Origin of the sequence: Eubacterium sp. ER2 (genome assembly GCF_000765215.1) — a bacterium.
Classification (GTDB): Bacteria; Bacillota; Clostridia; order Lachnospirales; family Lachnospiraceae; genus Claveliimonas; species Claveliimonas intestinigallinarum.
In genome coordinates this window covers 24,126-46,853 of the sequence record NZ_JPJE01000025.1, presented here as the reverse complement: position 1 = coordinate 46,853, position 22,728 = coordinate 24,126, and the positions used below count along the sequence as shown (strand labels likewise).

At 55.9% G+C, this 22,728-nt stretch carries 23 protein-coding genes; 7 read left to right on the top strand and 16 right to left on the bottom strand.

Features of this window, described 5'->3' with window-relative positions; all coding sequences use genetic code 11:
* Positions 1-77: 77 nt before the first annotated feature.
* From NI21_RS0109595 to NI21_RS0109560, 8 genes are all read right to left on the bottom strand, one after another.
* Positions 78-908, bottom strand: coding sequence for a S1 RNA-binding domain-containing protein (locus tag NI21_RS0109595; protein ID WP_033126022.1), 831 nt, complete (start codon positions 906-908; stop codon positions 78-80).
* Positions 902-1,618 (bottom strand): acyl-[acyl-carrier-protein] thioesterase, encoded by a 717-nt coding sequence (locus tag NI21_RS0109590; protein ID WP_033126021.1) that lies wholly within the window; start codon positions 1,616-1,618, stop codon positions 902-904. The genes NI21_RS0109595 and NI21_RS0109590 overlap by 7 nt, the downstream gene beginning before the upstream one ends.
* A 1-nt stretch (position 1,619) precedes the next feature.
* Complete coding sequence (locus NI21_RS0109585) at positions 1,620-2,807, bottom strand: cation diffusion facilitator family transporter (RefSeq protein ID WP_033126020.1); 1,188 nt, start codon at positions 2,805-2,807, stop codon at positions 1,620-1,622.
* 67 nt (positions 2,808-2,874) lie between these two features.
* Positions 2,875-3,528: a stage II sporulation protein R gene (gene spoIIR, locus NI21_RS0109580; RefSeq protein WP_033126019.1), complete on the bottom strand. Its 654-nt coding sequence runs from the start codon at positions 3,526-3,528 to the stop codon at positions 2,875-2,877.
* Between the two features lie 78 nt (positions 3,529-3,606).
* Positions 3,607-4,284 carry a GntR family transcriptional regulator gene (locus tag NI21_RS0109575; protein ID WP_033126018.1) on the bottom strand — a complete coding sequence of 226 codons (678 nt, stop codon included), beginning with the start codon at positions 4,282-4,284 and terminating at the stop codon, positions 3,607-3,609.
* Positions 4,285-5,160, bottom strand: coding sequence for a 4-(cytidine 5'-diphospho)-2-C-methyl-D-erythritol kinase (ispE, locus tag NI21_RS0109570; protein ID WP_033126017.1), 876 nt, complete (start codon positions 5,158-5,160; stop codon positions 4,285-4,287). It lies immediately after the preceding gene.
* 32 nt (positions 5,161-5,192) lie between these two features.
* Positions 5,193-6,752 carry an SPOCS domain-containing protein gene (locus NI21_RS0109565; RefSeq protein WP_033126016.1) on the bottom strand — a complete coding sequence of 520 codons (1,560 nt, stop codon included), beginning with the start codon at positions 6,750-6,752 and terminating at the stop codon, positions 5,193-5,195.
* An 11-nt stretch (positions 6,753-6,763) separates the two neighbouring features.
* Positions 6,764-7,174, bottom strand: a complete 411-nt coding sequence (locus tag NI21_RS0109560; RefSeq protein WP_052084034.1) for a protease complex subunit PrcB family protein — start codon at positions 7,172-7,174, stop codon at positions 6,764-6,766.
* 210 nt (positions 7,175-7,384) lie between these two features.
* Between NI21_RS0109560 and NI21_RS0109555 the strand changes: the two genes are divergently transcribed.
* The 5 genes from NI21_RS0109555 to NI21_RS0109535 all read left to right on the top strand — a co-directional run bounded on the left by NI21_RS0109555 (position 7,385) and on the right by NI21_RS0109535 (position 12,982).
* The gene (locus NI21_RS0109555) at positions 7,385-8,119 is read left to right on the top strand and encodes a 1-acyl-sn-glycerol-3-phosphate acyltransferase (RefSeq protein WP_033126015.1); all 735 of its coding nucleotides are present in this window, start codon (positions 7,385-7,387) and stop codon (positions 8,117-8,119) included.
* Between the two features lie 92 nt (positions 8,120-8,211).
* The gene (locus NI21_RS0109550) at positions 8,212-9,663 is read left to right on the top strand and encodes a nicotinate phosphoribosyltransferase (RefSeq protein ID WP_033126014.1); all 1,452 of its coding nucleotides are present in this window, start codon (positions 8,212-8,214) and stop codon (positions 9,661-9,663) included.
* Positions 9,664-9,694: 31 nt separating this feature from the next.
* A complete protein-coding gene (locus tag NI21_RS0109545; protein WP_033126013.1) occupies positions 9,695-10,756 on the top strand; it encodes a D-alanine--D-alanine ligase in 1,062 nt (353 codons plus the stop codon).
* A gap of 9 nt (positions 10,757-10,765) precedes the next feature.
* A complete protein-coding gene (murF, locus tag NI21_RS0109540; protein WP_033126012.1) occupies positions 10,766-12,136 on the top strand; it encodes a UDP-N-acetylmuramoyl-tripeptide--D-alanyl-D-alanine ligase in 1,371 nt (456 codons plus the stop codon).
* 30 nt (positions 12,137-12,166) lie between these two features.
* On the top strand, positions 12,167-12,982 hold the full coding sequence (locus NI21_RS0109535) for a Cof-type HAD-IIB family hydrolase (protein ID WP_033126011.1): 816 nt from the start codon (positions 12,167-12,169) through the stop codon (positions 12,980-12,982).
* A gap of 56 nt (positions 12,983-13,038) precedes the next feature.
* Here NI21_RS0109535 and NI21_RS0109530 read toward each other — a convergent pair whose 3' ends face one another.
* The 5 genes from NI21_RS0109530 to NI21_RS0109510 form a co-directional block, all read right to left on the bottom strand.
* Positions 13,039-15,504: a cation-translocating P-type ATPase gene (locus NI21_RS0109530; RefSeq protein ID WP_033126010.1), complete on the bottom strand. Its 2,466-nt coding sequence runs from the start codon at positions 15,502-15,504 to the stop codon at positions 13,039-13,041.
* Between the two features lie 156 nt (positions 15,505-15,660).
* Positions 15,661-16,182 carry a nitroreductase gene (locus tag NI21_RS0109525; RefSeq protein ID WP_033126009.1) on the bottom strand — a complete coding sequence of 174 codons (522 nt, stop codon included), beginning with the start codon at positions 16,180-16,182 and terminating at the stop codon, positions 15,661-15,663.
* Positions 16,183-16,227: 45 nt separating this feature from the next.
* Positions 16,228-17,013 carry a ZIP family metal transporter gene (locus NI21_RS0109520; RefSeq protein WP_033126008.1) on the bottom strand — a complete coding sequence of 262 codons (786 nt, stop codon included), beginning with the start codon at positions 17,011-17,013 and terminating at the stop codon, positions 16,228-16,230.
* Positions 17,014-17,033: 20 nt separating this feature from the next.
* Entirely contained in the window at positions 17,034-17,993 is a 960-nt protein-coding gene (locus tag NI21_RS0109515; protein ID WP_242842837.1) for a GTP-binding protein, read from the bottom strand.
* A gap of 22 nt (positions 17,994-18,015) precedes the next feature.
* Positions 18,016-19,119 (bottom strand): GTP-binding protein, encoded by a 1,104-nt coding sequence (locus tag NI21_RS0109510; protein WP_033126007.1) that lies wholly within the window; start codon positions 19,117-19,119, stop codon positions 18,016-18,018.
* 211 nt (positions 19,120-19,330) lie between these two features.
* On the opposite strand from NI21_RS0109510, the gene rd reads away from it, so the two are divergent.
* Together rd and NI21_RS0109500 are read left to right on the top strand one after the other, a co-directional pair.
* Positions 19,331-19,492, top strand: coding sequence for a rubredoxin (gene rd, locus NI21_RS0109505; protein WP_033126006.1), 162 nt, complete (start codon positions 19,331-19,333; stop codon positions 19,490-19,492).
* A gap of 160 nt (positions 19,493-19,652) precedes the next feature.
* Positions 19,653-20,501 carry a putative manganese transporter gene (locus NI21_RS0109500; RefSeq protein WP_033126005.1) on the top strand — a complete coding sequence of 283 codons (849 nt, stop codon included), beginning with the start codon at positions 19,653-19,655 and terminating at the stop codon, positions 20,499-20,501.
* Positions 20,502-20,622: 121 nt separating this feature from the next.
* Here NI21_RS0109500 and NI21_RS0109495 read toward each other — a convergent pair whose 3' ends face one another.
* The 3 genes from NI21_RS0109495 to NI21_RS0109485 all read right to left on the bottom strand — a co-directional run bounded on the left by NI21_RS0109495 (position 20,623) and on the right by NI21_RS0109485 (position 22,723).
* A complete protein-coding gene (locus tag NI21_RS0109495; protein ID WP_033126004.1) occupies positions 20,623-21,063 on the bottom strand; it encodes an RpiB/LacA/LacB family sugar-phosphate isomerase in 441 nt (146 codons plus the stop codon).
* A gap of 102 nt (positions 21,064-21,165) precedes the next feature.
* Positions 21,166-21,612, bottom strand: coding sequence for a ribose 5-phosphate isomerase B (gene rpiB / locus NI21_RS0109490; protein WP_033126003.1), 447 nt, complete (start codon positions 21,610-21,612; stop codon positions 21,166-21,168).
* Positions 21,613-21,778: 166 nt separating this feature from the next.
* Positions 21,779-22,723 (bottom strand): transketolase family protein, encoded by a 945-nt coding sequence (locus NI21_RS0109485; RefSeq protein WP_033126002.1) that lies wholly within the window; start codon positions 22,721-22,723, stop codon positions 21,779-21,781.
* Positions 22,724-22,728 lie beyond the last annotated feature (5 nt).

Sequence of the window (22,728 nt, the reverse complement as noted above, 5' to 3'; positions counted from 1 at the left end):
GTTCCTTTCTCTCAGATTCATATATGGGTACTGCCCGCAAGCGGACACCCCTGCTCACTCACCATTATAACCTCATCTCACCGGATTGCAATGGTTTTTTCTCGGATCTCGATTTTTCCCTCCTTGAGCAGGCGTCCCACCGCCCTCTTGAAGGCGTTCTTGCCAAAGCCGAACTCCGCCCGGATCAGCTCCGGATCCGCCTTGTCCGTGAAGGGGAGCTCCCCGCCGTTTGCCAACAGCTTTTCCATGACAGCCTCCGCGTCCCTGTCCATCTGGATAAAGGCCTTCTCCCGCAGGCTTAAGTCCAGCTTGCCGTCAGGCTTCACGTCCGTCACACGGGCCTCGACGCGGTCTCCCACTTTATATTTTCCCGCGGCCTCCCTCTTGGGGATGAGGGCGCAGTACCGGTCGTCCACAGCCACGAAAAGGCCGAAGTTCAGGCTCTTCTCGTAGATGATGCCAGTGACTCTGTCATCCTTTTTGTAGGGGGATCTCTTCTCCAGCTTATCGTACACCTTCATAGTGGCGCACAGCCTTCCGCTCTTGTCCACATAGAGACTGACAAGACAGGCGTCCCCCTTCCTCACCTTTGCCGTCTGCTGCTTAAAGGGGAGAAAGAGATCCTTCTCCAGCCCCCAGTCCAGAAAGGCCCCGATGGGAGCGGTATCCTTTACCGTCAGCAGCTTCACCTCACCGAGCTGGATCTTCGGTTCATGAGTGGTGGCAATGATCCGGTCCTGTGAGTCCCGGTAGAGAAATACCTCTATCTTGTCTCCCAGCCGGGTTCCTGCGGGCACCTGCTTTCTGGGAAGCAGCACCCTTTCCTCATCTGTCCCCAGATACACGCCGAACTCCGTCTGCTTCACCACAGTCAGCGTCTGTTTTTTCCCTAATTCTTTTTCTAACATCTCTTTTCTCCTGTCAGCTCCACAACTGCGTACGGCTTTCCCTCCGCACTGCACAGCTCCACAACTGTCCTTTCTTCTTCCCTTGCCGTCCTGGGACAGATCATGTCCCCCAGCACAGCTGATCTTTTGTATTCTACCCGCACCTGCCTCACAAGCATCTCCTCACGCAGCGCCTCCAGGGCCATCTGCACATACTGGCAGTTGTTGACATGCTCGTTTGTGTCAATGTGATATTTACGCACCGGGAACGCGCTTCCCTCCTCCAGCTTTTGTGGGAGCCGGATCTTCCTCGGCGCGTACTCCATCTCCAGAGGCGCCTCCGTGCCGTATTTTTCTATATCCTCCGGCTGGGGCTTCACCGGGCGCCCCTTCTCCAGATCCATAAAGGCCCAGATGGAGTTGGCGCAGGCTGCCCTCTCCCCCTTCTCGTCCCACATGCAGAAATTTCTGTAGCCGTACAGGCCGTTGAACTCCGTGGCCCAGGTGGCCACCCGGATGCGCTCGCCGATCCTTGGATACCGGTCCACAACGATCTGCCAGGATGTGAGCACCCAGGCTCTCTTCTTCTCTTTCAGATAGTCGATCCCAAGGCCCACATCCTCTGAGTGGAAAATACTGCAGTCCTGAAAATAATTGATGATCCCCGGAAGGGTAATGGTCTCGTGGTGGTCTGCCTCACTGAACCTCACCCTGCTGTCAAATGCATACATATTACTCGTCCTCTCCCTGTGCTATGTAGCTCTTTTCTGTAGTGATCACGCACTGATATCTGTGGTCGATCTGCTGGAGTGCTTTTCTCACCTTTTTTGTCAGTTCCTTTTCTTCTTCCTTCGTGTAGCGGTAGGGAACCACCATGTCGAAGATCACATTGGCTCTCTCCTTTCCCTCCACCACCCGAAGGTCATGGATGGAGACCTCCGGATCGATACTGCTCACCGTCTCCTGCACCTGCCTCTTCACGAGCAGGATCTTCTCGTCCTTCGTCTCCACCGGATCCATATGGATGACGAGGAAGACGCCCAGCTCTCTCACTGCGTCCCTCTCGATGCGGTCAATGATCTCATGGGAGGTCTCTATGTCCACATCGTTGGGCACCTCGGCGTGGATGGAAGCCATGTTCCGTCCGGGGCCGTAGTTATGTACGATCAGGTCATGGCTTCCCACGATCCCGTCATAGCTCTCCACAAAGCCGGATATCTTCTTGTAGTCCGCCGGGTCGATGGCCTCCCCCAGGAGGGGCTTCAGGGTATCCCGGGCAATGCCGATGCCGGCCCACATGACGACAAGGGACACGCACAGTCCGATGAAGCCGTCAATGTTCCACCCTGTAAAGCTGAAGAACAGGAGGGAAAAGACCGTGGCCGACGTGGTGATGACATCCCCGATGGCGTCCGCCGCCGTGGCCAGCATCACCTTGGAGTCGATCCGTTTTCCCAGCTTCCTGTTAAAGAAGCTCATCCACAGCTTGACGCAGATGGACAGCAGCAGGATCAGCACGGACACCATGCTGAACTCCATGTGCTGGGGCTCCCGTATCCTGCCGATGGCGTCCTTGAAAAAGGTAAAGCCCACTTCAATGACAAGGAAGGAGACTACCAGAGCCGTTATGTACTCCATCCGCCCGTGGCCGAAGGGGTGTTCGCTGTCCGCCGGCTTTCCCGCCATCTTCACGCCGATCAGGCCGATAACCGATGAGGCCGCGTCGGACAGGTTGTTGAAGGCGTCCGCTGTGACGGAGATGCTGTGCATCAGAAGGCCGATCACAGCCTTGGCCGCAAATAGCAGCACATTGCAGAAGATGCCCACCACCGACGCCAGCGTGCCATACTGGGTGCGGACGGACACCTTCTCTGTCTGCTCATAGTCTTTTACAAAATGTCTGATCAAAAATTCTGTCATGTCTTTTTCCTCTCAAGTATGCTCTTTTGTGCGCCGCGTCTGTCCCGCGATCCAAAGGTCTGCCGCTCTAGTCCCGGTCTCCGAAGAAGAACCATCTGATCCTGAAATCTGAGTACGCCGTGATCATGTCGTACTCGTCTTCCCCCAGGACGCGGCCCAGCTCCTCCTTCTCCTCCTCGGGCACATGGGCTGTCACCGCATCCGTAAAGCAGAGAGACGGGTAGAGGCAGCACCACCAGTTGTGCCCCTGTCCCGCTCCGATGAGGATCCGAAGCGCCGTGTACTCCCCAGCCGGAAAGGTAACGTCCCCGTAGGTCTTCTCCGGGAAATAATCCCGGACAAGCTCAGCCCGGACAGGGTCAGAGCACCCCTCCTCCCGGAGCCTCTCCTCCGCGGTCTGCTCCAGGCTGTCCAGGTTCTCCCGGACCCAGGAGCAGGTCTCCTCCAGGTCCGCATCCAGGGGCATGGCCTCTTCCATGTAAGCAAGGAGCGCCTCCTTCACCTCCAGCTTCCTCTGCTGATCCTCCGGGCTGTCGCTGTCAGCCAGCACGTGGAAGCGGAGCACCTCCCGGCTCAGCTCCTGTCCCGCTCTCCGGGCCCTGGCCTCCACCAGCATCCCCCTCTGCACAAGAAGGAGCCCTGTCAGCAGAGCCCCGCATATGAGGGCAATGCCAAGACAGATGGCCTCCTTCTTTCTTCTATTCCGGTTCCTGTTTCTCATACTATGTACCTCCTGACTGTCCCCTCGGGGATCTATCAGGAGTCTTCACAGTTTTTTTGGTCTTTATGCAGGGCTCCTCTATTTTTTCGTCCGGATGGTATCCATCACGGCCTCCACCTGATTGTCCACGTGCTGGCACACCACCTGCACCGCCCGGTCCTTCTGGCCGCTCTCAATGGTCTCGATGATCTCCTCGTGCTCGTCGATGAGCTGCTGATGGAAATCCGACCGCTTCAGATACTCCACTCTGTACCGGTACATCTGCTCTCTCAGGTTATTCAGGAGCTGGATCAGCTTCTGATTGTCTGTAGCCATGTAGATGACGTCGTGAAACTTCACGTCTGCCTCTGCAATGCGGGTGATATCCCCGTCCTTCAAGGACTCCTTAAACTCCTCCGCGGCATCCTTCAGATCCTGGATCTGCTCGTCTGTGATCTTCTCGCACACCAGCTCCACTGCCAGCTCCTCCAGAGCCCGGCGCACCTCCAGCACATCCCGCAGGCTCTTCTCTGTGATCTCGGCCACCTCAGCCCCCTTCCTGGGGATCATCAGCACAAGTCCCTCCAGCTCCAGCTTCCGGATGGCCTCGCGGATGGGGGTCCGGCTGACCCCCAGCTTGTTGGCGAGCTGGATCTCCATGAGCCTTTCCCCGGGCTTGAGCTCCCCCCGCAAAATGGCCTGCCGCAGTGTGTTGAATACCACGTCCCGCAGCGGCAGGTACTCATTCATACTGACTTCAAAATTCGGTTCCTTCATTTATTTCCTCCTGACATTGTGTACATTTGTGACATAGGCCTGCTTCACAGGCGTCTGTCTCTTCAGTCTGGCCGCCGCTGCCCTGGCCCTGCCCCGGGAAGTAAAGATCCCGAATACAGTGGGGCCGCTTCCGCTCATCATGGCGTTCAGGGCGCCGGCCCCGATCATCACGTCCTTGATCCTTTGCAGCACCGGATGCTCCTCCAGCATGACCTGCTCCAGCACATTTCCCATGCTGCCGGCCACCTGCTGCAGATCCCCCTCCTGAAGTCCCGCAAGGATCCCGTCGATATCCGGATGGCTCTTAATGCCCTCTCTGTCAATCTTCTCGTACACGGTCCTGGTGGACGCCGAGAGGGGCGGCTTGGCGATCAACACGTAGCATTTGGGCAGAGGGGGAAGGGGCGTCAGGATCTCACCGATCCCCTCCGCAAGGACTGTCCCCCGCATAATGCAGTAGGGCACATCTGCCCCCAGCGTCACGCCTCTCTCCTTCAGTCCCTCCTCGGAGAGTCCCAGGCCAAACATCCGGTTCATGCCGAAAAGCACCGCCGCCGCGTTGGAGCTTCCCCCCGCCATTCCGGCCGCCACCGGGATGTGCTTCTCCAGGGTGATCCGGATCCCCTCCCGGATCCCAAACTCGCCGCGCAGGAGCTCCGCCGCCTTGTAGGCGATATTGTTTTCATTGACCGGCAGATAGGACAGATTTGTAGAAATTTCAATGCCCGGCTCCCGCGTCTTCTCCAGGGTCACACGGTCGTAGAGATAGACCGTCTGCATGACCATCCTGACATCGTGGTAGCCGTTTTCCCTCCGGCCCAGAATGTCAAGTCCCAGATTGATCTTCCCCAGTGCTTTCAACTCCAGTTTATCCATTGTACTCTCCTTGTATCTTGTATACAGTGTACTTACAGTATACCCATGTTTGCCTTAAAAATCAATAACCTCTCTCCCGCTCTCAGGGTCCCGTCCTTCAGGTCGTTGACCTCCCTTATGCCATCCTCCGTAGTGTTGTACCGCCGTGCCAGATCCCACAGCGTATCCCCTTCCTTCACAATATAGCCCACGATGCCGGGCGCGTTTTCCAGCTCCTTCGGATCCACCGGCTGCTCGCTCACATCCAGGATGTTCTCCACTTTCTCGGGCCTTCGCAGGAATACCTGGAAGGACAGGGCCGCCTTTACCTCCGCCTCCCCGCTTCCCAGCAGGCTGACAGAGAGCTGCTCCAGGCTGCCCTCTATGTCGCAGCGCATCTCATCCGACGCGCCGCCGCACTCGATGGAGTGGGAGAAGGGCACCATGCCCTGCCAGATTCCAAAGGGCTGCTCGTCGTCCGCCCGCACGTAGAGGAAGGTGACGTTCAGCACCCCCTCCGCAAGGATCTCCCCGCCCTGCATCTGGGCCGGCTCCATCTGCAGAAAGCCGCTGCTGTGGCAGATCTGGAGCGTCCCCTCCCGGATCTCCGGCAGGCTCAGCTGCTCCGTCAGCCTGCACTTTGAGTGATTCTGCATGACCAGGCTCTCCAGAGCCGTCTCCTCCCGCTCGGGAATCAGCCGCCGCCCCGGCGCGTACAGATCCTCCAGGATCCGGATCTTCTCCTCCCGGTAGACGCAACAGCGCACCTCCAGGGACGCCTCCACCCCGAAGATGCGCACCTCCCCGTCCTCGTCCAGCCTGGCCTCGATGCTGTCCTCCCCCAGGGCGGCGTACACGCAGTGGTACATCTCCTCCTCCGCCCCGTCGCAAGACAGCCGCCCCTCGAAGGGCACGCTCTGCTCCACCCACTCAGTCTTCATATTCTGGGACTCGTAGAGGCAGAAGATCTGCAGCTCTCCCCGCAGCACAAGGCCTCCTTCCTCCAGCCTGGTATCCAGCTTCCTAAGGGCGCTCTCCCCCAGGAGGAGGCTGCCGATGTTCTCCTTGGCCGCGGGCAGGTGAATCTCCTCCTTGATGCGGTACACATCCTTCTGCACGCCGCACAGCTCCAAGATCTCCTTCTCCGAGAACTTTTTGTAGAGAGGAGACTCATCCTCCATGTCCGTGGTGATCTGCTCCTCAGACACCCCCTCAGACCCGATCTCCAGTTCCACGGAGGCCTTCAGGTTCATTTTCCGGGAATTGATCAGGGTCACGCTGACCTCCGCCATAGCTCCCCTGGCAAAAAGCTGGTCCTGGGGCTCCTCCTCCATGTAGACCATCTCCTCAAAGGGCAGCCTGCCAGCCAGAGAGGAGAGCTGATCCGCCCCTCCCTCTGTCTCGTAGAGGATCTGGTAGGCCAGCCTGCCTGTCACTCTGGCGTAGTGCTCCGCCGGGCGTATCTCGTCCACATGGATCTGACCGCTGCTGTACACCACCCGGGAGGCGTCGTATTTGGCCTCCGGTATGTTGATATCCTCATCTACATAAAACTGATCTGTCACACCAGGTCCGATCCGGCCTGCCCGGACCGTCTTTTTGATCTGCTCCATTTTGCTCCTCCTTACATTTCCCACAAAATTCTTTTTTCCGTATAGCCTGTCGCCAATGCCGTCCAGGGGCAGTCCGCCTCCTGCGCCACCTCCTCCCCCTCATCCGGACCTGTCAGGCAGGTGCGGATGAAGACTGCGTCCTCCGTCTCATACACTTCCTCGATCTGAATACTGTAGCCAGCGCTCTCCTGCTCCCCATACCCCAGAGCTATGTACAGCCGCTGCCCGTCCCCGTATGCCGCGAGGAAAGGCTCTGCCTTCTCCTCCTCTATCTTCTGCCTCAGGGTCTCCGGAAGATCCGGGCCGCAGGCCGTCTCGTACTCCAGATCCCCCTTTTTGTCCATGTCTGCCCGCCGGGCGCCGCACCCGGAGAGCAGGAGGGCCGCCACGGCAAATATGCACAGTATCCTCCGTCCCTTCATATATTCACCATATAGATTTTCTCTCTATTATCATACACGCCACCCCTTTGAAAAATGACATTTTTATGGTAAGATGCTTATGGTATGATGCCAGAGTAGGATTGTAGAAATGCGCGGCACGGAACAATCCGCAGGCATCGCAGCTGGGGTTTTGGCCCCAGCATCATGATAGATACAAAATGATAGATACAAAGGAGAGGCTTCTGGATTATGATAAGATTTATTGCCATTGTGATCGTACTTTTCGTTTATCTCATCGTCGGCATACCGGTTCTCATCGTGGAACATTTTGTCGGTCTGGTGAACCGGAGGGCGAAGGATTACTCCTGCCTGCGGATGGTGCAGTGGACCTTCCGGCTGATGCTGAAGATCGCGGGCGTGAAGGTGACGGTTATCGGGGAGGAAAATGTGCCCGACGAGCCAGTCCTTTATATAGGAAACCACAGGAGCTATTTTGACATCCTGCTGACCTACTCCAGGTGCAGACGGCTGACCGGGTATGTGGCGAAAAAGGAGATGCTCCGCTACCCTCTCCTGCGGGACTGGATGAAAAATCTCTACTGCCTCTTCCTGGACAGGAGCACCCCCAAGGAGGGGCTCAAGACTATCCTGCAGGCCATCGACTATGTGAAGAACGGCATCTCCATCTGCATCTTCCCTGAGGGCACAAGGAACAAGGGGGCGGAGCTGTCCATGCTGCCCTTCAAGGACGGAGCCCTGAAGATTGCGGAGAAGACCGGCTGCGCCGTCATCCCCATGTCCATGAACAACACACAGGCCATCTTCGAGGGACACCTTCCCTTTGTGAGAAAGACCCATGTGGTGCTGGAGTACGGAAAGCCCATCTACCCGAACCAGCTTGATAAGCAGACGCGGCGGCATCTGGGGGACTACTGCCAGAACATCATTCAGGAGACCATCATAAAAAACCAGTCCCTCGTTTAATTTTTACTTTGTTTTTACTTTTTATGCCCGGGGTGCTATAATTGGGATAACTTTTTCAGATACAAATGCAAAGGAGTTTAAAAAAGAGAACAATGAGCAGACACGATTTGACCCTGCTGACGGACTTCTACGAGCTTACCATGATGCAGGGATATTACGAAAAAGGACAGAACGAGACCGTCATCTTCGATGTGTTCTTCCGCCAGAACCCCAACAACGGAGGCTACTCCATCTGCGCGGGCCTGGACCAGGTCATTGAGTACGTAAAAAATCTGAATTTCACATACGAGGACGTGGACTATCTGCGCAGCCTTGGCATGTTCAGCGAGGATTTCCTCCACTATTTGAGCGGCTTCCACTTTACGGGAGATATCTACGCCATCCCCGAGGGGACGGTCATCTTCCCCAAGGAGCCCATCCTGAAGGTGATTGCCCCCATCATGGAGGCCCAGCTTGTGGAGACAGCCATCCTCAACATTCTGAATCACCAGTGTCTCATCGCCACAAAGGCCTCCCGCGTCGTGTTCGCAGCGGGCGGAGACGGCATCATGGAATTCGGCCTGCGCCGGGCACAGGGCCCTGACGCAGGGCTCTACGGCGCCCGGGCTGCCATCATCGGCGGCTGTATCGGCACCTCCAACGTGCTGGCCGGCCAGCGCTTTGACGTGCCTGTTCTCGGCACTCACGCCCACAGCTGGATCATGAGCTTCCCGGACGAGTACACGGCCTTTAAGAATTACGCGCAGCTCTACCCGGACAACTGCATCCTCCTTGTGGACACCTACGACACATTGAAATCCGGCGTTCCCAACGCTATCCGCGTATTTACGGAGATGCGGGACGCGGGGATTTCCATGAAAAAGTACGGTATCCGCCTGGACAGCGGCGATCTGGCCTACCTGTCCAAGAAGGCCAGGACCATGCTGGACGAGGCGGGCTTTACAGACGCAGTGATCTCCGCGTCAAACGATCTGGATGAGTACCTGCTCCACGACCTGAAGATGCAGCAGGCGGCTATCACCTCCTGGGGTGTGGGCACCAACCTGATCACCTCAAAGGACTGCCCCTCCTTCGGCGGCGTCTACAAGCTGGCGGCCATCCAGGATGAATCCGGACAGTTTGTACCCAAGATCAAGATTTCCGAGAACACGGAGAAGATCACCAACCCGGGAAACAAGACGGTTCTGCGCATTTACGACAAGCCCACAGGGAAGGTCCGGGCAGACCTGATCTGCTTCGCGGACGAGACCTACGACACAGAAAAGGATCTTCTTATCTTCGACCCCATCGACACATGGAAGAAGACAAAGCTGCCGGGCGGCTCCTACACCATGCGGGAGATCCTTGTGCCCATTTTCCGAAATGGAGAGTGCGTGTACCAGTCACCCTCCGTCATGGAGATAGCGGAATACTGCAAGCAGGAGAAAAAGACCCTGTGGGAGGAGACAAAGCGTCTCTTCTACCCCCATCAGGTCTACGTGGATCTGTCTGACAGACTCTACGAGGTGAAGAAATCTCTGCTTGATCAGATGGATATGGATTAATTGGTTTTATTTTTAAGGAGGATTTATTTCTATGAATATTATTGTACTGGCAGGCGGCTACAGCAACGAGCGGGATGTGTCCTTAAGCTCCGGAGGCAGTATCTGCCGGGCGCTCCGGGAGAGAGGACACAACGCCTATCTTCTGGACGCTTTCCTTGGCCTTGAGAAGGCCCCCGAAAACCTGGAGGACGTATTCACACTCCCGGGAGGCGGCCTTGAGATCGCCACAGGTATCCAGACATCCGAGCCGGACCTTGATGCCCTCTGGGCCTCGCGCCCCGGGGATTCCCCCAGCTTCCTGGGCCCCAACGTGCTGGAGCTGTGCGGTCTGGCTGACATCACCTTCCTGGCCCTCCACGGGGGACTGGGCGAGAACGGCAAGCTGCAGGCTGCCTTTGACACACTGGGGATACGCTACACAGGGTCTGACTCTCTGGGCTGCGCCCTGTCCATGGATAAGGGCGTGACAAAGGATCTCTTCCACTCCGCCGGGGTTCCCACTCCCTACGGAACCCATGTTTCCAGGAGGAACAAGGACATCTCCCTTGAGACCCTTCAGATCCCCCTTCCCCTTGTGGTGAAGCCCTGCTCCGGCGGCTCCAGCATCGGAGTCCACTTTGTACATACGGAGGAGGAGTTCAGGGAGGCCATGCGCGTCTCCTTCGAGAAGGAGGACGAAGTGGTCATTGAGCCCTTCATCGACGGCCGGGAATATGCCTGCGGGATCTTTGACGGTCAGGCCCTGCCTCTCGTGGAGATCATCCCCGATGGCGGCGTATTCGACTATGTCCACAAATACCAGAGCGGCGGTGCCTCCGAGATCTGCCCCGCCACATCCGTGGACAAGGAGACTACAGAGGCCATCCAGAAGACCGGCGTGCTGGCCGCCCAGGCTCTACGCCTGAACGTGTACTGCAGGGCTGATTTTATCGTAGACAATCACACCGGACAGTTCTACTGCCTGGAGGTCAACTCTCTCCCCGGCATGACAAGCGCCAGCCTTTTGCCCAAGGCGGCAAAGGCGGCAGGATATGAGTACGGTGAATTCTGCGAACAGATCATCGAGAAATCTCTGGACGCCAGATACAGATAGGAGAAGAACATGAAAAATCTCACAATAGAAAATATGACAAAGGCCTGCAGGGGCATTTATCACGGCAGCGACAGCCTCCTTGGAAGGGAGGCTGCCCACGTGGTCATCGACAGCCGCAAGGCCGGCCCCGGCGATGTGTTCGTAGCCATCAAGGGCGAGCGGGTGGACGGCCACTCCTTCATCCCGGGTGTCATGGAAAAGGGCGCCCTTTGCGCTGTGTCCGAGCAGGATCTGGGGGAGACAGCCTTCCCCTATATCCAGGTGGAGTCAACGGCCCAGGCCCTTCTGGACATCGCAAAGCTATACCGGGACTCCTTTGACGTAAAGGTGGTAGGCATCTCCGGCAGCGTGGGAAAGACAAGCACAAAGGAGATGATCGCCTCTGTCCTGTCTCAGAAGTACAATGTCCACAAGACCCAGGGAAACTTAAACAGCGAGTCCGGACTCCCCCTGACTGTCTTTGACCTGAAGGAGGAAAATGAAGTGTCCGTCCTGGAAATGGGCATCAACCATTTCGGTGAAATGCGCAAGCTCTCCACCGTGGCCCAGCCCGATGTGTGCGTGATCACAAACATCGGTGTGGCCCACCTGGAATTTCTCAAGACACAGGAGGGCATCATGCAGGAGAAGACGCAGATGTTCCAGGACATGAAGCCGGGCGGTTCCATCGTCCTCAACGGGGACGATCCTCTTCTGTCCACTATCGGGCCCGTAAAAGGTGTGACTCCCCTCTTCTACGGAACATCCCCGGACTGCGACGTGTACGCCTCAGATGTGCAGTCCCAGGGGCTGAAGGGATCCTCCTGCGTCATCCACACCCCGGCCGGAGAGTTCTCCTGCCTGGTGCCCACCCCCGGCTCCCACATGGTGTCCAACGCCCTGGCCGGAGCGGCTGTAGGGTATGTGCTGGGCCTTGACAGCAGACAGATCAAAGACGGCATTGAAAATCTGCCCTTCATGGCTGGCAGGAACAATATCATACAGACCGACAGGATCATCATCCTGGACGACTGCTATAACGCCAATCCGGTTTCCATGAAGGCCGCCATCGATGTGCTGGATCTGGGCATCGGGCGCAGGGTGGCTATCCTGGGAAAGATGGGCGAGCTGGGCAGCAACGAAAAGGAGCTCCACTACGAGGTGGGCGCCTATCTGGCCGCCTCAGAGACCGATGTGGTGATCGCCGTGGACGAGCTGGCCAGGGAGATCATCCGGGGCATTGAAGATGCCGGCTCACACATAGAGACACACTGGTTCGCCACAAGAGAGGAACTGATCCCTCATCTGGGAGATCTGATACAGAAGGGGGACAATGTTCTTGTAAAAGCATCCAACAGCCTCGGCTTCAGCGGGATCGTACAGGCGCTGAGAGAGCTGTAGGGGATTTCACAAAGGAGAACAGAGCAGACCATGGATTATCAGGTTCTTGTCCTTGATCTGGACGGCACACTGACAAACTCAAAAAAAGAGATCACGCCGGAGACCCGGGAAGCGCTGATCGATATACAGGAGATGGGGAAAAAGGTGGTCCTGGCAAGCGGCCGCCCCACAAAGGGTGTGCTGCCCCTGGCCAAGCAGCTCCATCTGTCCGACTACGGGAGCTACATTCTCTCCTTTAACGGGGCGCGCATTACAGACTGCCGCAGCGGACAGATCATGTACAACCGCTATCTCCCCCAGGACGCCCCCGCCCCCGCCTTCCGGCTGGCCTCGTCCTTTGCCGGGGAGGGTGCGGATATCCTGACCTACACGGAGAACCACATTATCTCAGGGATACAGCCCAACCGGTACACGCTGCTGGAGTCCCGGATCAATCACATGCCGCTTCTGGAAAGCAGCGACTTTACAGCAGATATTCCCCGGCAGATCAATAAGCTCCTGGCCACCGGCGAGCCGGGGGTGATCAGCCGTATGAAGGATGTCATGACCACCCATTTCCGCTCTTATCTGAACATCTACTGCTCAGACCCTTTCTTCCTGGAGATCATGCCAAGGGGCGTGGACAAGGCCCACGCCCTCGTAAAGCTGCTGGGCAGCATCGGGCTCTCCACCCGGCAGATGATCTGCTGCGGGGACGGGTACAACGACATCACCATGATCGAGACCGCCGGGCTGGGAGTGGCCATGGCAAACGCCCAGCCCCCTGTGCGGGACAGCGCGGACTACATCACCAAGTCCAACGATGAGAACGGGGTTCTGCATGTGATCAATAAATTTATGAGATAGGACCGCTCCTGTCCTCACAAAAAAAGAGTTCCTCATTGGAACTCTTTTTTGTATCCCTACGCCGTCTTCCCCTTATTCTTCTCATGCCACAGGATCAGCCGCTTTCCAAATTTCCCCAGAGCCTCCACCACAAAGCTGAGGTAGCGGAACACCGGCTCCGCGGCGATGGAGAACACGATAAAGAGCATGATGCACTTGGTGGACATGGCCGTGATGGCAAACAGGTCACCCAGGTAGATGCTGGAGAGCACAAGGGCAATGCCGCAGCCTGACAGCACAGCGATCCGGATGGGGTTCATAGGCTGGCTGATCTTCCAGAGAACCATGAAGCCCACAATGGCCAGAAGGATGGTGGCCGCCGTGGCGATATCCGACTGTCCCACCTCAAAGGTCTGCCCGAAGATTACCAGCGCTCCCACGATCAGCACATCGGTCAGTCCGCCTGGCAGCGCCTTCAGGAAGACGTTGGGGAGGAAATGTCCCTGTATCCGGTTCTTGTTGGGCTCGAGCGCCAGGAAAAAGGCGGGCACGCCGATGGTAAACATGCTGATCAGCGAGACCTGGGCCGGCTCCAGCGGGTAGGTGATCATGAACACCGCCGAGAACACGGACAAAAGGAGGGAAAAGATATTCTTCACAAGGAACAGGCTTGCCGACCTCTGGATGTTGTTGACCACCCGGCGTCCCTCCATTACCACAGAGGGCATACAGGAGAAATCCGACTCCAGCAGCACCACCTGGGCCGCCTGGGAGGCGGCCTCGCTGCCCGACGCCATGGCGATGCTGCAGTCCGCGTCCTTCAGAGCCAGGATATCGTTGACGCCGTCCCCTGTCATAGCCACTGTGTTTCCCTGGTCCTTCAGCACATTCACAAACTGCCGCTTCTGATTTGGAGTCACACGGCCGAAGACCGTGTACTTCTTCATGGCCGCCGCCACGTCCTGGTCCGTCTTCAGCGTGCCCGCGTCCACATAGTTCTCCGCCCCCGCAATGCCGGCCCGGGAGGCCACCTCGGACACTGTCACCGGGTTGTCACCGGAGATGACCTTGATGTCCACGCCCTGCTCCGCAAAGTAGGCGAAGGTCTCCGGCGCATTCTGCCGGATGGGGTTGGAGAGCATCACATAGCCCAGGGGCGTGACCTTCTCCGTAAGGGGCTTTCCGTCTATCTGTCCCGCATATTTTCCGAACACGAGAACACGGTAGCCTTTCTTTGTAAACTGCTCGATTTCCGCCTCATAGAGGACATAATCGTCCCGCAGGACCATTTCCGGCGCTCCCAGCACATAGGCGCCGTCCTTGTAGGTGACGCTGCTGTATTTCACCGCGGAGGAAAATGAGGTCAGGCTCACCGGCTTTTTCCCCGTATTCTCCTGGAAATACTCCTTCAGAGCCGCCATGGTGATGTTGTCCTCGCTCATGGCCGCCGCGAAATCCCCCAGCATTTTCTCCAGAGGCGGATACTCCTCCTCCTTCTCCCGGTAGTCCAGCGTGGGCTCCACCCGGTTTACCGTCATGGTGTTTTCCGTGATGGTTCCCGTCTTATCCACACAGAGCACGTTGACTCTGGCCAATGTCTCGATGCTCTTCATGTCGTGGAGCAGCACCTTCTGGCTGGCCAGGCGCATGGCGCTCACCGCCAGGGCCACGCTGGCCAGCAGATATAGTCCCTCAGGGATCATACCGATGACCGCCGCCACCATGGAGGTGACGCTCTGGGAAAAGCCCTCATGGTTGAAGAAAAAGCTCTGGGAAAAGAGGATCAGGCCGATGGGGATGATGATAATGCCCACCCACTTGACCAGCTTGTCCAGAGAGCGGATCATCTCCGACTGCTCCTGGTCGTCCATGGCCTTGGCCTCCATGGTCAGACGGGAGATGTAGGAGTCCTCCCCCACCTTGTCCAGCCGGGCCCGGCACTCCCCGGACACCACAAAGCTGCCGGACATGAGCTTATCCCCCTTTCGCTTGGTGATCTCGTCGGACTCGCCTGTCAGCAGGGACTCGTTGACCTGTATCTCCCCTGCGGATACCACCGCGTCCGCGCAGATCTGATTGCCCGCGCTGAAGATGACGATGTCATCCAGCACCAGCTCCTCGGAATTCACCTTTCTCACCTTTCCGTCCCGGACCACCCTGGCGTGGGGCGCGTTCAGCATGCTCATCTTCTCCAGCACATTCTTGGACCGCACCTCCTGGACAATGCCGATCAGGGTGTTGACAATGACCACCGGGAGGAAGGTCAGGTTCCGGAAGGAGCCCACCAGGCAGAGCAGCACGCCCAGCACGACAAAGATCAGGTTGAAGTAGGTAAATACATTTTCATGTATGATCTCCTTTGTCGTCTTGGCAGGCGGATCCACCGAGATGTTGGTCCACCCGTGCATCCGGTGCTCCTGCACCTGCTGGGAGCTAAGCCCCTCCGCCGGGTCCGGGTCATACCGGGTCGTGCGGATCCGCCGGTTTCTCCTCTCACTGTGTTCCTCTACTTTTTTCTTCACATTTTTTTGTCTTTTCTTCATGTATATTTACGTCTCCTCTATATCTATCCTATTATATACCTCTCCTCTTAAGATTTCTATAAAGGTTCTCTAAAAATTCTCTTAAGCCCGCAAAGCGCCGGGGCGGGAACCTTCCTCTTAAGGATGCCCCGCCCCGCTCTTTTGTATGCTGTCAGCTCAGATCCGGATCACGCGGCCCGGCCTGCGCTCTTTGGCTGCCGGCTTCTCCCCGGCCGCATAGCCCAGCGCGCAGTGTCCGACGCCGGCATAGTTTTCTCCAAGCCCCCATTTTTCCAGGAGCCTTTTCCCCTCCTCGCTCTCAAACTCTTCCTTCGCCCTGTGGATCCAGCAGGAGCCAAGTCCCACCGCCTGGGCCGCATTCATCAGGTTGCCCATGGCCAGGCTTCCGTCCTCCACATAGGTGGGGCGCCCTGTGTCCGCCAGCACCACCACGATGGTGGGCGCTCCGTAGAAGGGATCTGTATCCGGATCCCCCATAATGGAAGCGTTCATTTTCCGGAGCTGTTCTCTCGTCTCCGGATCCTGCACGGCCACAAAGACAACCGGCTGCTGCCCCATACCGCTGGGCGCCCAGAGGCCGGCCTCCAGGATCCGCTCAAGCTCCTCGTCCCTGATCTGCTCCGCCTTATAGGCCCGGACGCTCCTTCTCTCCTTTAAATCCTTCAGTGTCTCTTTCATGTCCTTGTTCCTCCTTTGCTGCTTGTCTTTTCATTCGTTAGCACATCAGCCCAGGGCCACGTCCAGGATCATCATGAGGATAAATCCCACCGCGAAGCCCATCGTGCCAATATTGCTGTGCTCTCCCTCGTTGGCCTCCGGTATGAGCTCCTCCACCACCACGTACAGCATAGCTCCCGCCGCAAAGGCCAGGAGAAAGGGAAGCACCGGGGTGAGAAGCTCCGAGAGCAGAATAGTGACAAGAGCCGCGGCCGGCTCCACGATGCCGGACAGGGTCCCATACAGGAAGGCCCTGCCCCTGGTAGCCCCGCCCTCACTTCTAAGGGGCATGGAAATGATGGCGCCCTCCGGGAAATTCTGGATGGCAATACCGATGGAAAGGGCAAAGGCCCCCATGAGGGAGATCTGGGCGTTGTCCGCCAGAAGCCCGGCAAACACTACGCCCACTGCCATTCCCTCCGGTATATTGTGGAGGGTCACTGCCATGACCAGCATGGTAGAGCGGCGCCAGCTGCTTTTTGGCCCCTCCGGCTCCCTGTGATCCATGTGCTGGTGGGGCACCCTCTTATCCAGCAGAAGCAGAAAGAGCATACCCACTGCCACTCCCGCCGCCGCGGGGATAAATGCCAGCTTTCCCATATCCGCGGACATGTCCATGGCCGGGATGAGAAGGGACCACACGGAGGCCGCCACCATGACGCCGGAGGCGAACCCCAAAAGCACCTTCTGGACAAGGGGCGGCATACTCTCTCTCCGCATCAGAAAAACGCAGGCCGCGCCCAGTGTGGTGCCAAAAAACGGTATCAGAATACCGATCAGTACATTACTCATATACTCCTCCTCATATCCGTCTAGTTAAAATAGACCATCTCGTCCTGGGGAGCCTGTGCCTCCTCCACATATTCCGCCCTGATCACCGGGCCCTTCCGCCCGTAGGCGCGGGTATACTCATAGCCTACCGTCCCCCGCACCTTCACCCACTGTCCGGGCGTCAGCTTGGGGGCGTAAGGACTGCGGCATATATATCCCAGGAAGGTGGTGTCGTCGGCACAGCAGGTCATCGCCATCCGGCCCGCCACGAACTCCTTGGCCGGAAATCCTCTCGGCTTGAGTACCTTCGCCTTGTACTCCACTGTCTTCTTTAAGTATCTCTCGGGATGATCCATCATGTCCACGTACCAGATACCGTAGTCCATGTCATCGATCTGCACCACCGGAGCGTCCAGGTCATAGGGCATGGCGTCCTCAAAGATGTTGTCGATCTCCCCGTCCTCCCCCTCGAAAATGATCTGGGCGCTCTGGTTGACCACCTTCACATTCCGCCGGTAGGAGGCGAGAGGCATATCCTTTGTGCAGCGGTTGAACATGACAAGCTCCGCATTTCTCACCATATCCATAAAGAGGGGCTTCATGTTGGCGATGTAGGTCCCAAAGGTGGTGGCATCCACTGTCACCAGCTTCTGCACAAGCCCCCACCCGGAGGGCACGTCCATGGCCTCGATCCTGCTCACCGGGTACATGCCGTTGCACTCGATGATGACCCGCTCCGGATGATACTTCCGGTCCGCCTCCTGGAGCCACTCCAGGGTCATCTCCTCCGGGTCATCCACAGTAAGGAGGGTGGTGTTAGTCCGCTTCAGAAGCGCCTCGCCGTACTCCTCCTCCCCCTCCTCGCAGAGGATCAGCAGGGTATTCCCGTCAATCTCAAAATATTCCTGGCTCAAGGTGTACCGCAGGAAGCTGGTCTTCCCGCTCTCCAGGAAGCCCGCCATTAGGTACACCACCACTCTGGCATTGTCTACCATCTGCATAAGCTTTCGTCACCTGCCCTTTCTATTCTGCCGCGCCCGCAAAAAGTTCCTTCAGGGCGTCCTCTTTCAGCTTGGATCCGATCACGCAGATGCGTCCTGTGTAGTCCGGCTGTCCCTCCCGGAGCTCCACTTCCCCGGGCACCATGTCAAAGTAGATCCACGTTCCCTTGTCGCCTTCCACCATTCCCTTGGCCCGGAGCACCATGCCGTAGGTGTCCGCGTCGCCGAGGGCATCCAGGCGCACCTTCAGATCCTGGGCGCTGTACTTTTTCACCGTCTCCAGGCCCCAGCTTCCAAACACCTCATCCGCATGGTGATGGTGGTGGCCGTGATGATCGTGGTCATGCCCGTGATGGTGGTCGTGGCCGCACCCATCGTGGTCATGCTCGTGATGGTGGCCGTGATCATGCTCCTCATGGTCGTGATGGTGGTCGTGATCATGGTCATGGTGATGCTCTTCGCCGGGCCCGTGATGGCCGCCGCACACGTCGCATCTCGTCTCCTCCATCAGCTCCTCCTCCAGAGAGGGAGCGTGCTGCTCCATGATCTCAAAGAGCTTGGCCCCGTCGATCTGGTCCTCCGGGGTGGTGATAATGGGGGCGTCCGGGTTGAGGGTGCGGATCTGTGCCACTGCCTGCTCCACCTTGTCATCGTCCGCAATGTCGGTACGGCTCAGGATAATGGCTCCCGCCGACTCCACCTGGTTCTTGTAAAATTCTCCGAAATTTTTTAGATACATCTTGCACTTCTTCACATCCACCACTGTGGTCGCGCTGTTCAGCGCCACATCCGCATCTGTCTTCACACTCTCCACCGCCTTTTTTACATCAGAGAGCTTGCCCACGCCGGAGGGCTCGATGAGAATTCTGTCCGGATGGTAGGTCTCGATGACTTCCTTTAAGGAAGCGCCGAAGTCACCCACGAGAGAGCAGCAGATGCAGCCGGAGTTCATCTCCCGTATTTCGATGCCCGCCTCCTTGAGGAAGCCTCCGTCAATGCCGATCTCGCCGAACTCGTTTTCAATCAGGACCACCTGCTCTCCCTTGAAGGCCTCCCGGAGAAGCTTCTGGATAAGTGTGGTCTTCCCGGCTCCCAGAAAGCCGGAGATAATATCTATTTTTGTCATTTTATCCACTCCTGTTCTTTCTTATTTATTTTTCCGGACATTTGCGCATCATATCTGCGCACATCCAAAACTATTTTGTCACAGCCCGGCACAAATTTCAAGGAGGCAGAATAATCTTTCTTCTATGCCTTGCAGAAACTGTCCATCCATTTTATAATAGCCTTGTAATTGTAAAACACATTACAATCAACTATATCAGGAGGAAAAAATTATGCAGAAATATGTATGCGAACCTTGCGGCTATGTGTATGATCCGGAAATCGGCGATCCTGACAACGGCATCGCACCGGGTACAGCATTTGAAGATCTCCCGGAGGATTGGGTATGCCCCATCTGCGGAGTGGGCAAAGACATGTTTGTTGTGGAGGGCTAATCTCCGCCGCGCAGTCTGGCCTGAAAATCATCAGAATATTTCAGTTGGAGCTCTGCTGACGCAGGGCTCCTTTTACTTGACATTCCGCCCGGAAATTGGTACTATTTTCAAGATACCCTGATAATCGTTTTCATTTTTATATAAAAAGGAAGATCTGATCATGGAATTACTGGAACACATTTTCTTACACACAGCCGAGGACAGCGTCCGCATGCTGCCCTTCCTGTTTGCCGCCTTCCTGCTCCTGGAGGGTCTGGAGCACTATTCCAGCGCCTGGATCCGCCGGACGCTGACAAAGATCGAGAAGGCAGGCCCTGTAGTGGGCGCCCTCTTTGGCTGTATCCCCCAGTGCGGCTTCTCGGTCATGGCCGCCAACCTCTACTCCGGAGGCGTCATCTCCATGGGCACGCTGCTGTCCGTCTTTCTGGCCACCTCCGACGAGGCTGTGCTGATCCTCATCGGCCACCCGGGAAACGGGGGTGCTATTGCCGCTCTCCTGGCAGTTAAAATCATCATTGCCATCGCAGCCGGATACCTGGCGGACCTGTTCTTCGCCAAATTTATCTCCACCAAAAAGGAAATCGAGGATCTGTGCCACCACTGCGGCTGCCACGACCACCACGGCATCCTGCGCCCGGCCCTGAACCACACGGTCCGTCTGTTCGGCTATATTTTTATCTGCACCTTTGTCCTGAACGCCGTGATCGAGGGAGCCGGCCTTGAGTCAGTGTCCACCTTCCTATTAAATGGAAGCATCTTCCAGCCCTTTCTGGCGGCCCTTCTCGGGTTCATCCCCAACTGCGCCGCCTCCGTGCTGTTGACTGAGCTCTATCTCGGCAAAGCCCTCTCCTTCGCCTCCGTCATCGCCGGCCTGTGCACCAACGCGGGCGTCGGGCTGATCGTCCTTTTCAAGGTCAATCCGGACAAGCTGGAGTGCGTCAAATTCACCGGCCTTCTGTACGCCTGCGCGGTGATCGCCGGCATAATCCTGCACCTGGCCGGGTTTTAGCCCGGTTTTAGAGTGAAAAGAACGAGCGAAAAGAACATTGGTACAGCCCTGCATAGAAAAAAGCGATGAGGCCGGCGTGACCTGCATCGCTTTTTTGATAACTTAGAACTGACCCGAAAGACTATCTCTCCTGGTCGTATTTTACAAATGCGTCTACTTTCGGCTGAGAAGAGCATCCTGGAACGAATTCGTTTCCGAGGAAGGCGTCCACTAACAGCTCACGCACCTTGTTTCCCGTTGTAAACGCACCCATACATGCGATGTTGGCGTCATTGCTCAGGCGCGCTCTCTGCGCGGAGTATACATCGGATACAAGAGCTGCATAGGCGCCCTTTACTTTGTTGGCTGCAATAGATACGCCGATACCTGTGCCGCAGATCAGGATACCCCTGTCATACTCCTTGGAAGCCACAGCCTCGCCGACCTTAATGGCAACGTTGGCGTAGATAGGATCATCGCTTCCAAAATCTGTTACTTCCCCGTATCCTTTTGCCTCAATGTACTTGATGATCTCTTCTTTTGCTTCCTGGGCATTGGGATCACATCCAATTGCAATTTTCATTTTTTCTTCCTCCTTATAGTTATTTCTGTTTCGTTTTCTTCATTTTATCATTTCGTTATACTTTTGTCCACTTTCGTTTTGTTTCGTTTTTACTTTTTTACTTTATTCGTCTCTCTTTTCTATGTCCATGATCATATCGACCCTTCTCTGGTGCCTTCCGCCTTCAAATTCCGCGTTCAGCCACTCCTCTATGATCATCTTTGCCAGCTCAATTCCCACTACTCTTGCACCGAACGCAAGGATATTCGTGTTGTTGTGCTGTCTGGACAAACGGGCTGAATACGGCTCACTGCAGACTACCGCCCGAACGCCTTTCACTTTATTGGCCGCCAGGGAAATGCCTACGCCGGTACCGCAGATCAATATACCCAGATCCACTTCCTTCGCAACAACAGCGCGCCCGATTTTCTCCCCATACACCGGATAGTCACAGCTCTCTGTGGAATCTGTTCCATAATTGATCACTTCATAGCCCAGATCCTGCAGAAATTTCATGACTTCCTTTTTCATCTCCACCGCTGAGTGGTCGTTTCCTATTCCTATTCTCATACATCTGGTCTCCTTCTTTACTCAAAATTCATTTCTGGATATATTATAATCTTTTCATTTTTGAAAGGCAATGTCTATTCCACATTGTCTCGCCTACTTTTGATAAATAGAACGGCTGCAAAATACAATCTAATATATTTTGCAGCCGCTTTAGAATGCTTTTATGTTATTTTTTTCTTCGTACAACACGTCTTGCAGCAGATGCGATATCCTCCGGAGTTAATCCATATTTCTGGAGAAGGATCTGAGGAGAAGCCGAATGTCCAAACACATCCTTTACCCCTACCATTTCTACCGGCACGTTTTCATCAGATACTACAACTTCCGACACTGCACTTCCAAGTCCTCCTATTATATTGTGCTCCTCAGCCGTCACAATCGCACCCGTTTCTTTTGCAGCCTTTTGGATAATTTCTTTATCAATGGGCTTTATTGTATGCATATCAATAATGCGTGCGCTAATTCCCTCTTTTCGCAAAATTCTTTCTGCTTTTAAAGCCTCCTGTACCATAAGTCCGCATGCAATAATCGAAACATCCGCGCCATCCACTAACTGAATTCCCTTTCCCACTTCAAAATGATAGTTCTCGAATGTATCTGTCACACACTCTAAGGCACAACGTCCTGTTCTAAGGTAGCAAGGCCCCTTCATATCTAGTATTGCCCTTGTAGCCATACGTGTTTCATTTGCATCACATGGCACAATAACCGTCATTCCTGGAATAGTTCTCATCAAACTGATATCCTCTATACATTGATGAGTCGCTCCATCTTCTCCTACTGTTAGTCCTGCGTGGCTACCAATTATTTTTACATTTAGCCCTGGATAGGCAACACTATTACGAACCTGATCATATACACGTCCTGCCGCAAACATAGCAAAAGTATGCACTAATGCAGTAGCTCCGCACGTAGCAAAACCAGCAGCAATATCCACCATATTCGCCTCTGCAATACCAATGTTAAAAAAACGTTCCGGATATCTATCCGCAAAATACTGTGTCATTGTACAGCTCTTTAAATCTGCATCAAATACATAAATATCCTGTCTTCCCCCAAACTCTTCCAGAGACCGCCCATACGCAACTCTTGTAGATATATTTTCACCCATTTCTA

Bases quoted from the DNA above. Each gene is read 5' to 3' on its own strand.
- NI21_RS0109595 (WP_033126022.1), bottom strand. From the start codon at position 908: ATGTTAGAAAAAGAATTAGGGAAAAAACAGACGCTGACTGTGGTGAAG.
- NI21_RS0109590 (WP_033126021.1), bottom strand. From the start codon at position 1,618: ATGTATGCATTTGACAGCAGGGTGAGGTTCAGTGAGGCAGACCACCAC.
- NI21_RS0109585 (WP_033126020.1), bottom strand. From the start codon at position 2,807: ATGACAGAATTTTTGATCAGACATTTTGTAAAAGACTATGAGCAGACA.
- spoIIR (WP_033126019.1), bottom strand. From the start codon at position 3,528: ATGAGAAACAGGAACCGGAATAGAAGAAAGAAGGAGGCCATCTGTCTT.
- NI21_RS0109575 (WP_033126018.1), bottom strand. From the start codon at position 4,284: ATGAAGGAACCGAATTTTGAAGTCAGTATGAATGAGTACCTGCCGCTG.
- ispE (WP_033126017.1), bottom strand. From the start codon at position 5,160: ATGGATAAACTGGAGTTGAAAGCACTGGGGAAGATCAATCTGGGACTT.
- NI21_RS0109565 (WP_033126016.1), bottom strand. From the start codon at position 6,752: ATGGAGCAGATCAAAAAGACGGTCCGGGCAGGCCGGATCGGACCTGGT.
- NI21_RS0109560 (WP_052084034.1), bottom strand. From the start codon at position 7,174: ATGAAGGGACGGAGGATACTGTGCATATTTGCCGTGGCGGCCCTCCTG.
- NI21_RS0109555 (WP_033126015.1), top strand. From the start codon at position 7,385: ATGATAAGATTTATTGCCATTGTGATCGTACTTTTCGTTTATCTCATC.
- NI21_RS0109550 (WP_033126014.1), top strand. From the start codon at position 8,212: ATGAGCAGACACGATTTGACCCTGCTGACGGACTTCTACGAGCTTACC.
- NI21_RS0109545 (WP_033126013.1), top strand. From the start codon at position 9,695: ATGAATATTATTGTACTGGCAGGCGGCTACAGCAACGAGCGGGATGTG.
- murF (WP_033126012.1), top strand. From the start codon at position 10,766: ATGAAAAATCTCACAATAGAAAATATGACAAAGGCCTGCAGGGGCATT.
- NI21_RS0109535 (WP_033126011.1), top strand. From the start codon at position 12,167: ATGGATTATCAGGTTCTTGTCCTTGATCTGGACGGCACACTGACAAAC.
- NI21_RS0109530 (WP_033126010.1), bottom strand. From the start codon at position 15,504: ATGAAGAAAAGACAAAAAAATGTGAAGAAAAAAGTAGAGGAACACAGT.
- NI21_RS0109525 (WP_033126009.1), bottom strand. From the start codon at position 16,182: ATGAAAGAGACACTGAAGGATTTAAAGGAGAGAAGGAGCGTCCGGGCC.
- NI21_RS0109520 (WP_033126008.1), bottom strand. From the start codon at position 17,013: ATGAGTAATGTACTGATCGGTATTCTGATACCGTTTTTTGGCACCACA.
- NI21_RS0109515 (WP_242842837.1), bottom strand. From the start codon at position 17,993: ATGCAGATGGTAGACAATGCCAGAGTGGTGGTGTACCTAATGGCGGGC.
- NI21_RS0109510 (WP_033126007.1), bottom strand. From the start codon at position 19,119: ATGACAAAAATAGATATTATCTCCGGCTTTCTGGGAGCCGGGAAGACC.
- rd (WP_033126006.1), top strand. From the start codon at position 19,331: ATGCAGAAATATGTATGCGAACCTTGCGGCTATGTGTATGATCCGGAA.
- NI21_RS0109500 (WP_033126005.1), top strand. From the start codon at position 19,653: ATGGAATTACTGGAACACATTTTCTTACACACAGCCGAGGACAGCGTC.
- NI21_RS0109495 (WP_033126004.1), bottom strand. From the start codon at position 21,063: ATGAAAATTGCAATTGGATGTGATCCCAATGCCCAGGAAGCAAAAGAA.
- rpiB (WP_033126003.1), bottom strand. From the start codon at position 21,612: ATGAGAATAGGAATAGGAAACGACCACTCAGCGGTGGAGATGAAAAAG.
- NI21_RS0109485 (WP_033126002.1), bottom strand. From the start codon at position 22,723: ATGGGTGAAAATATATCTACAAGAGTTGCGTATGGGCGGTCTCTGGAA.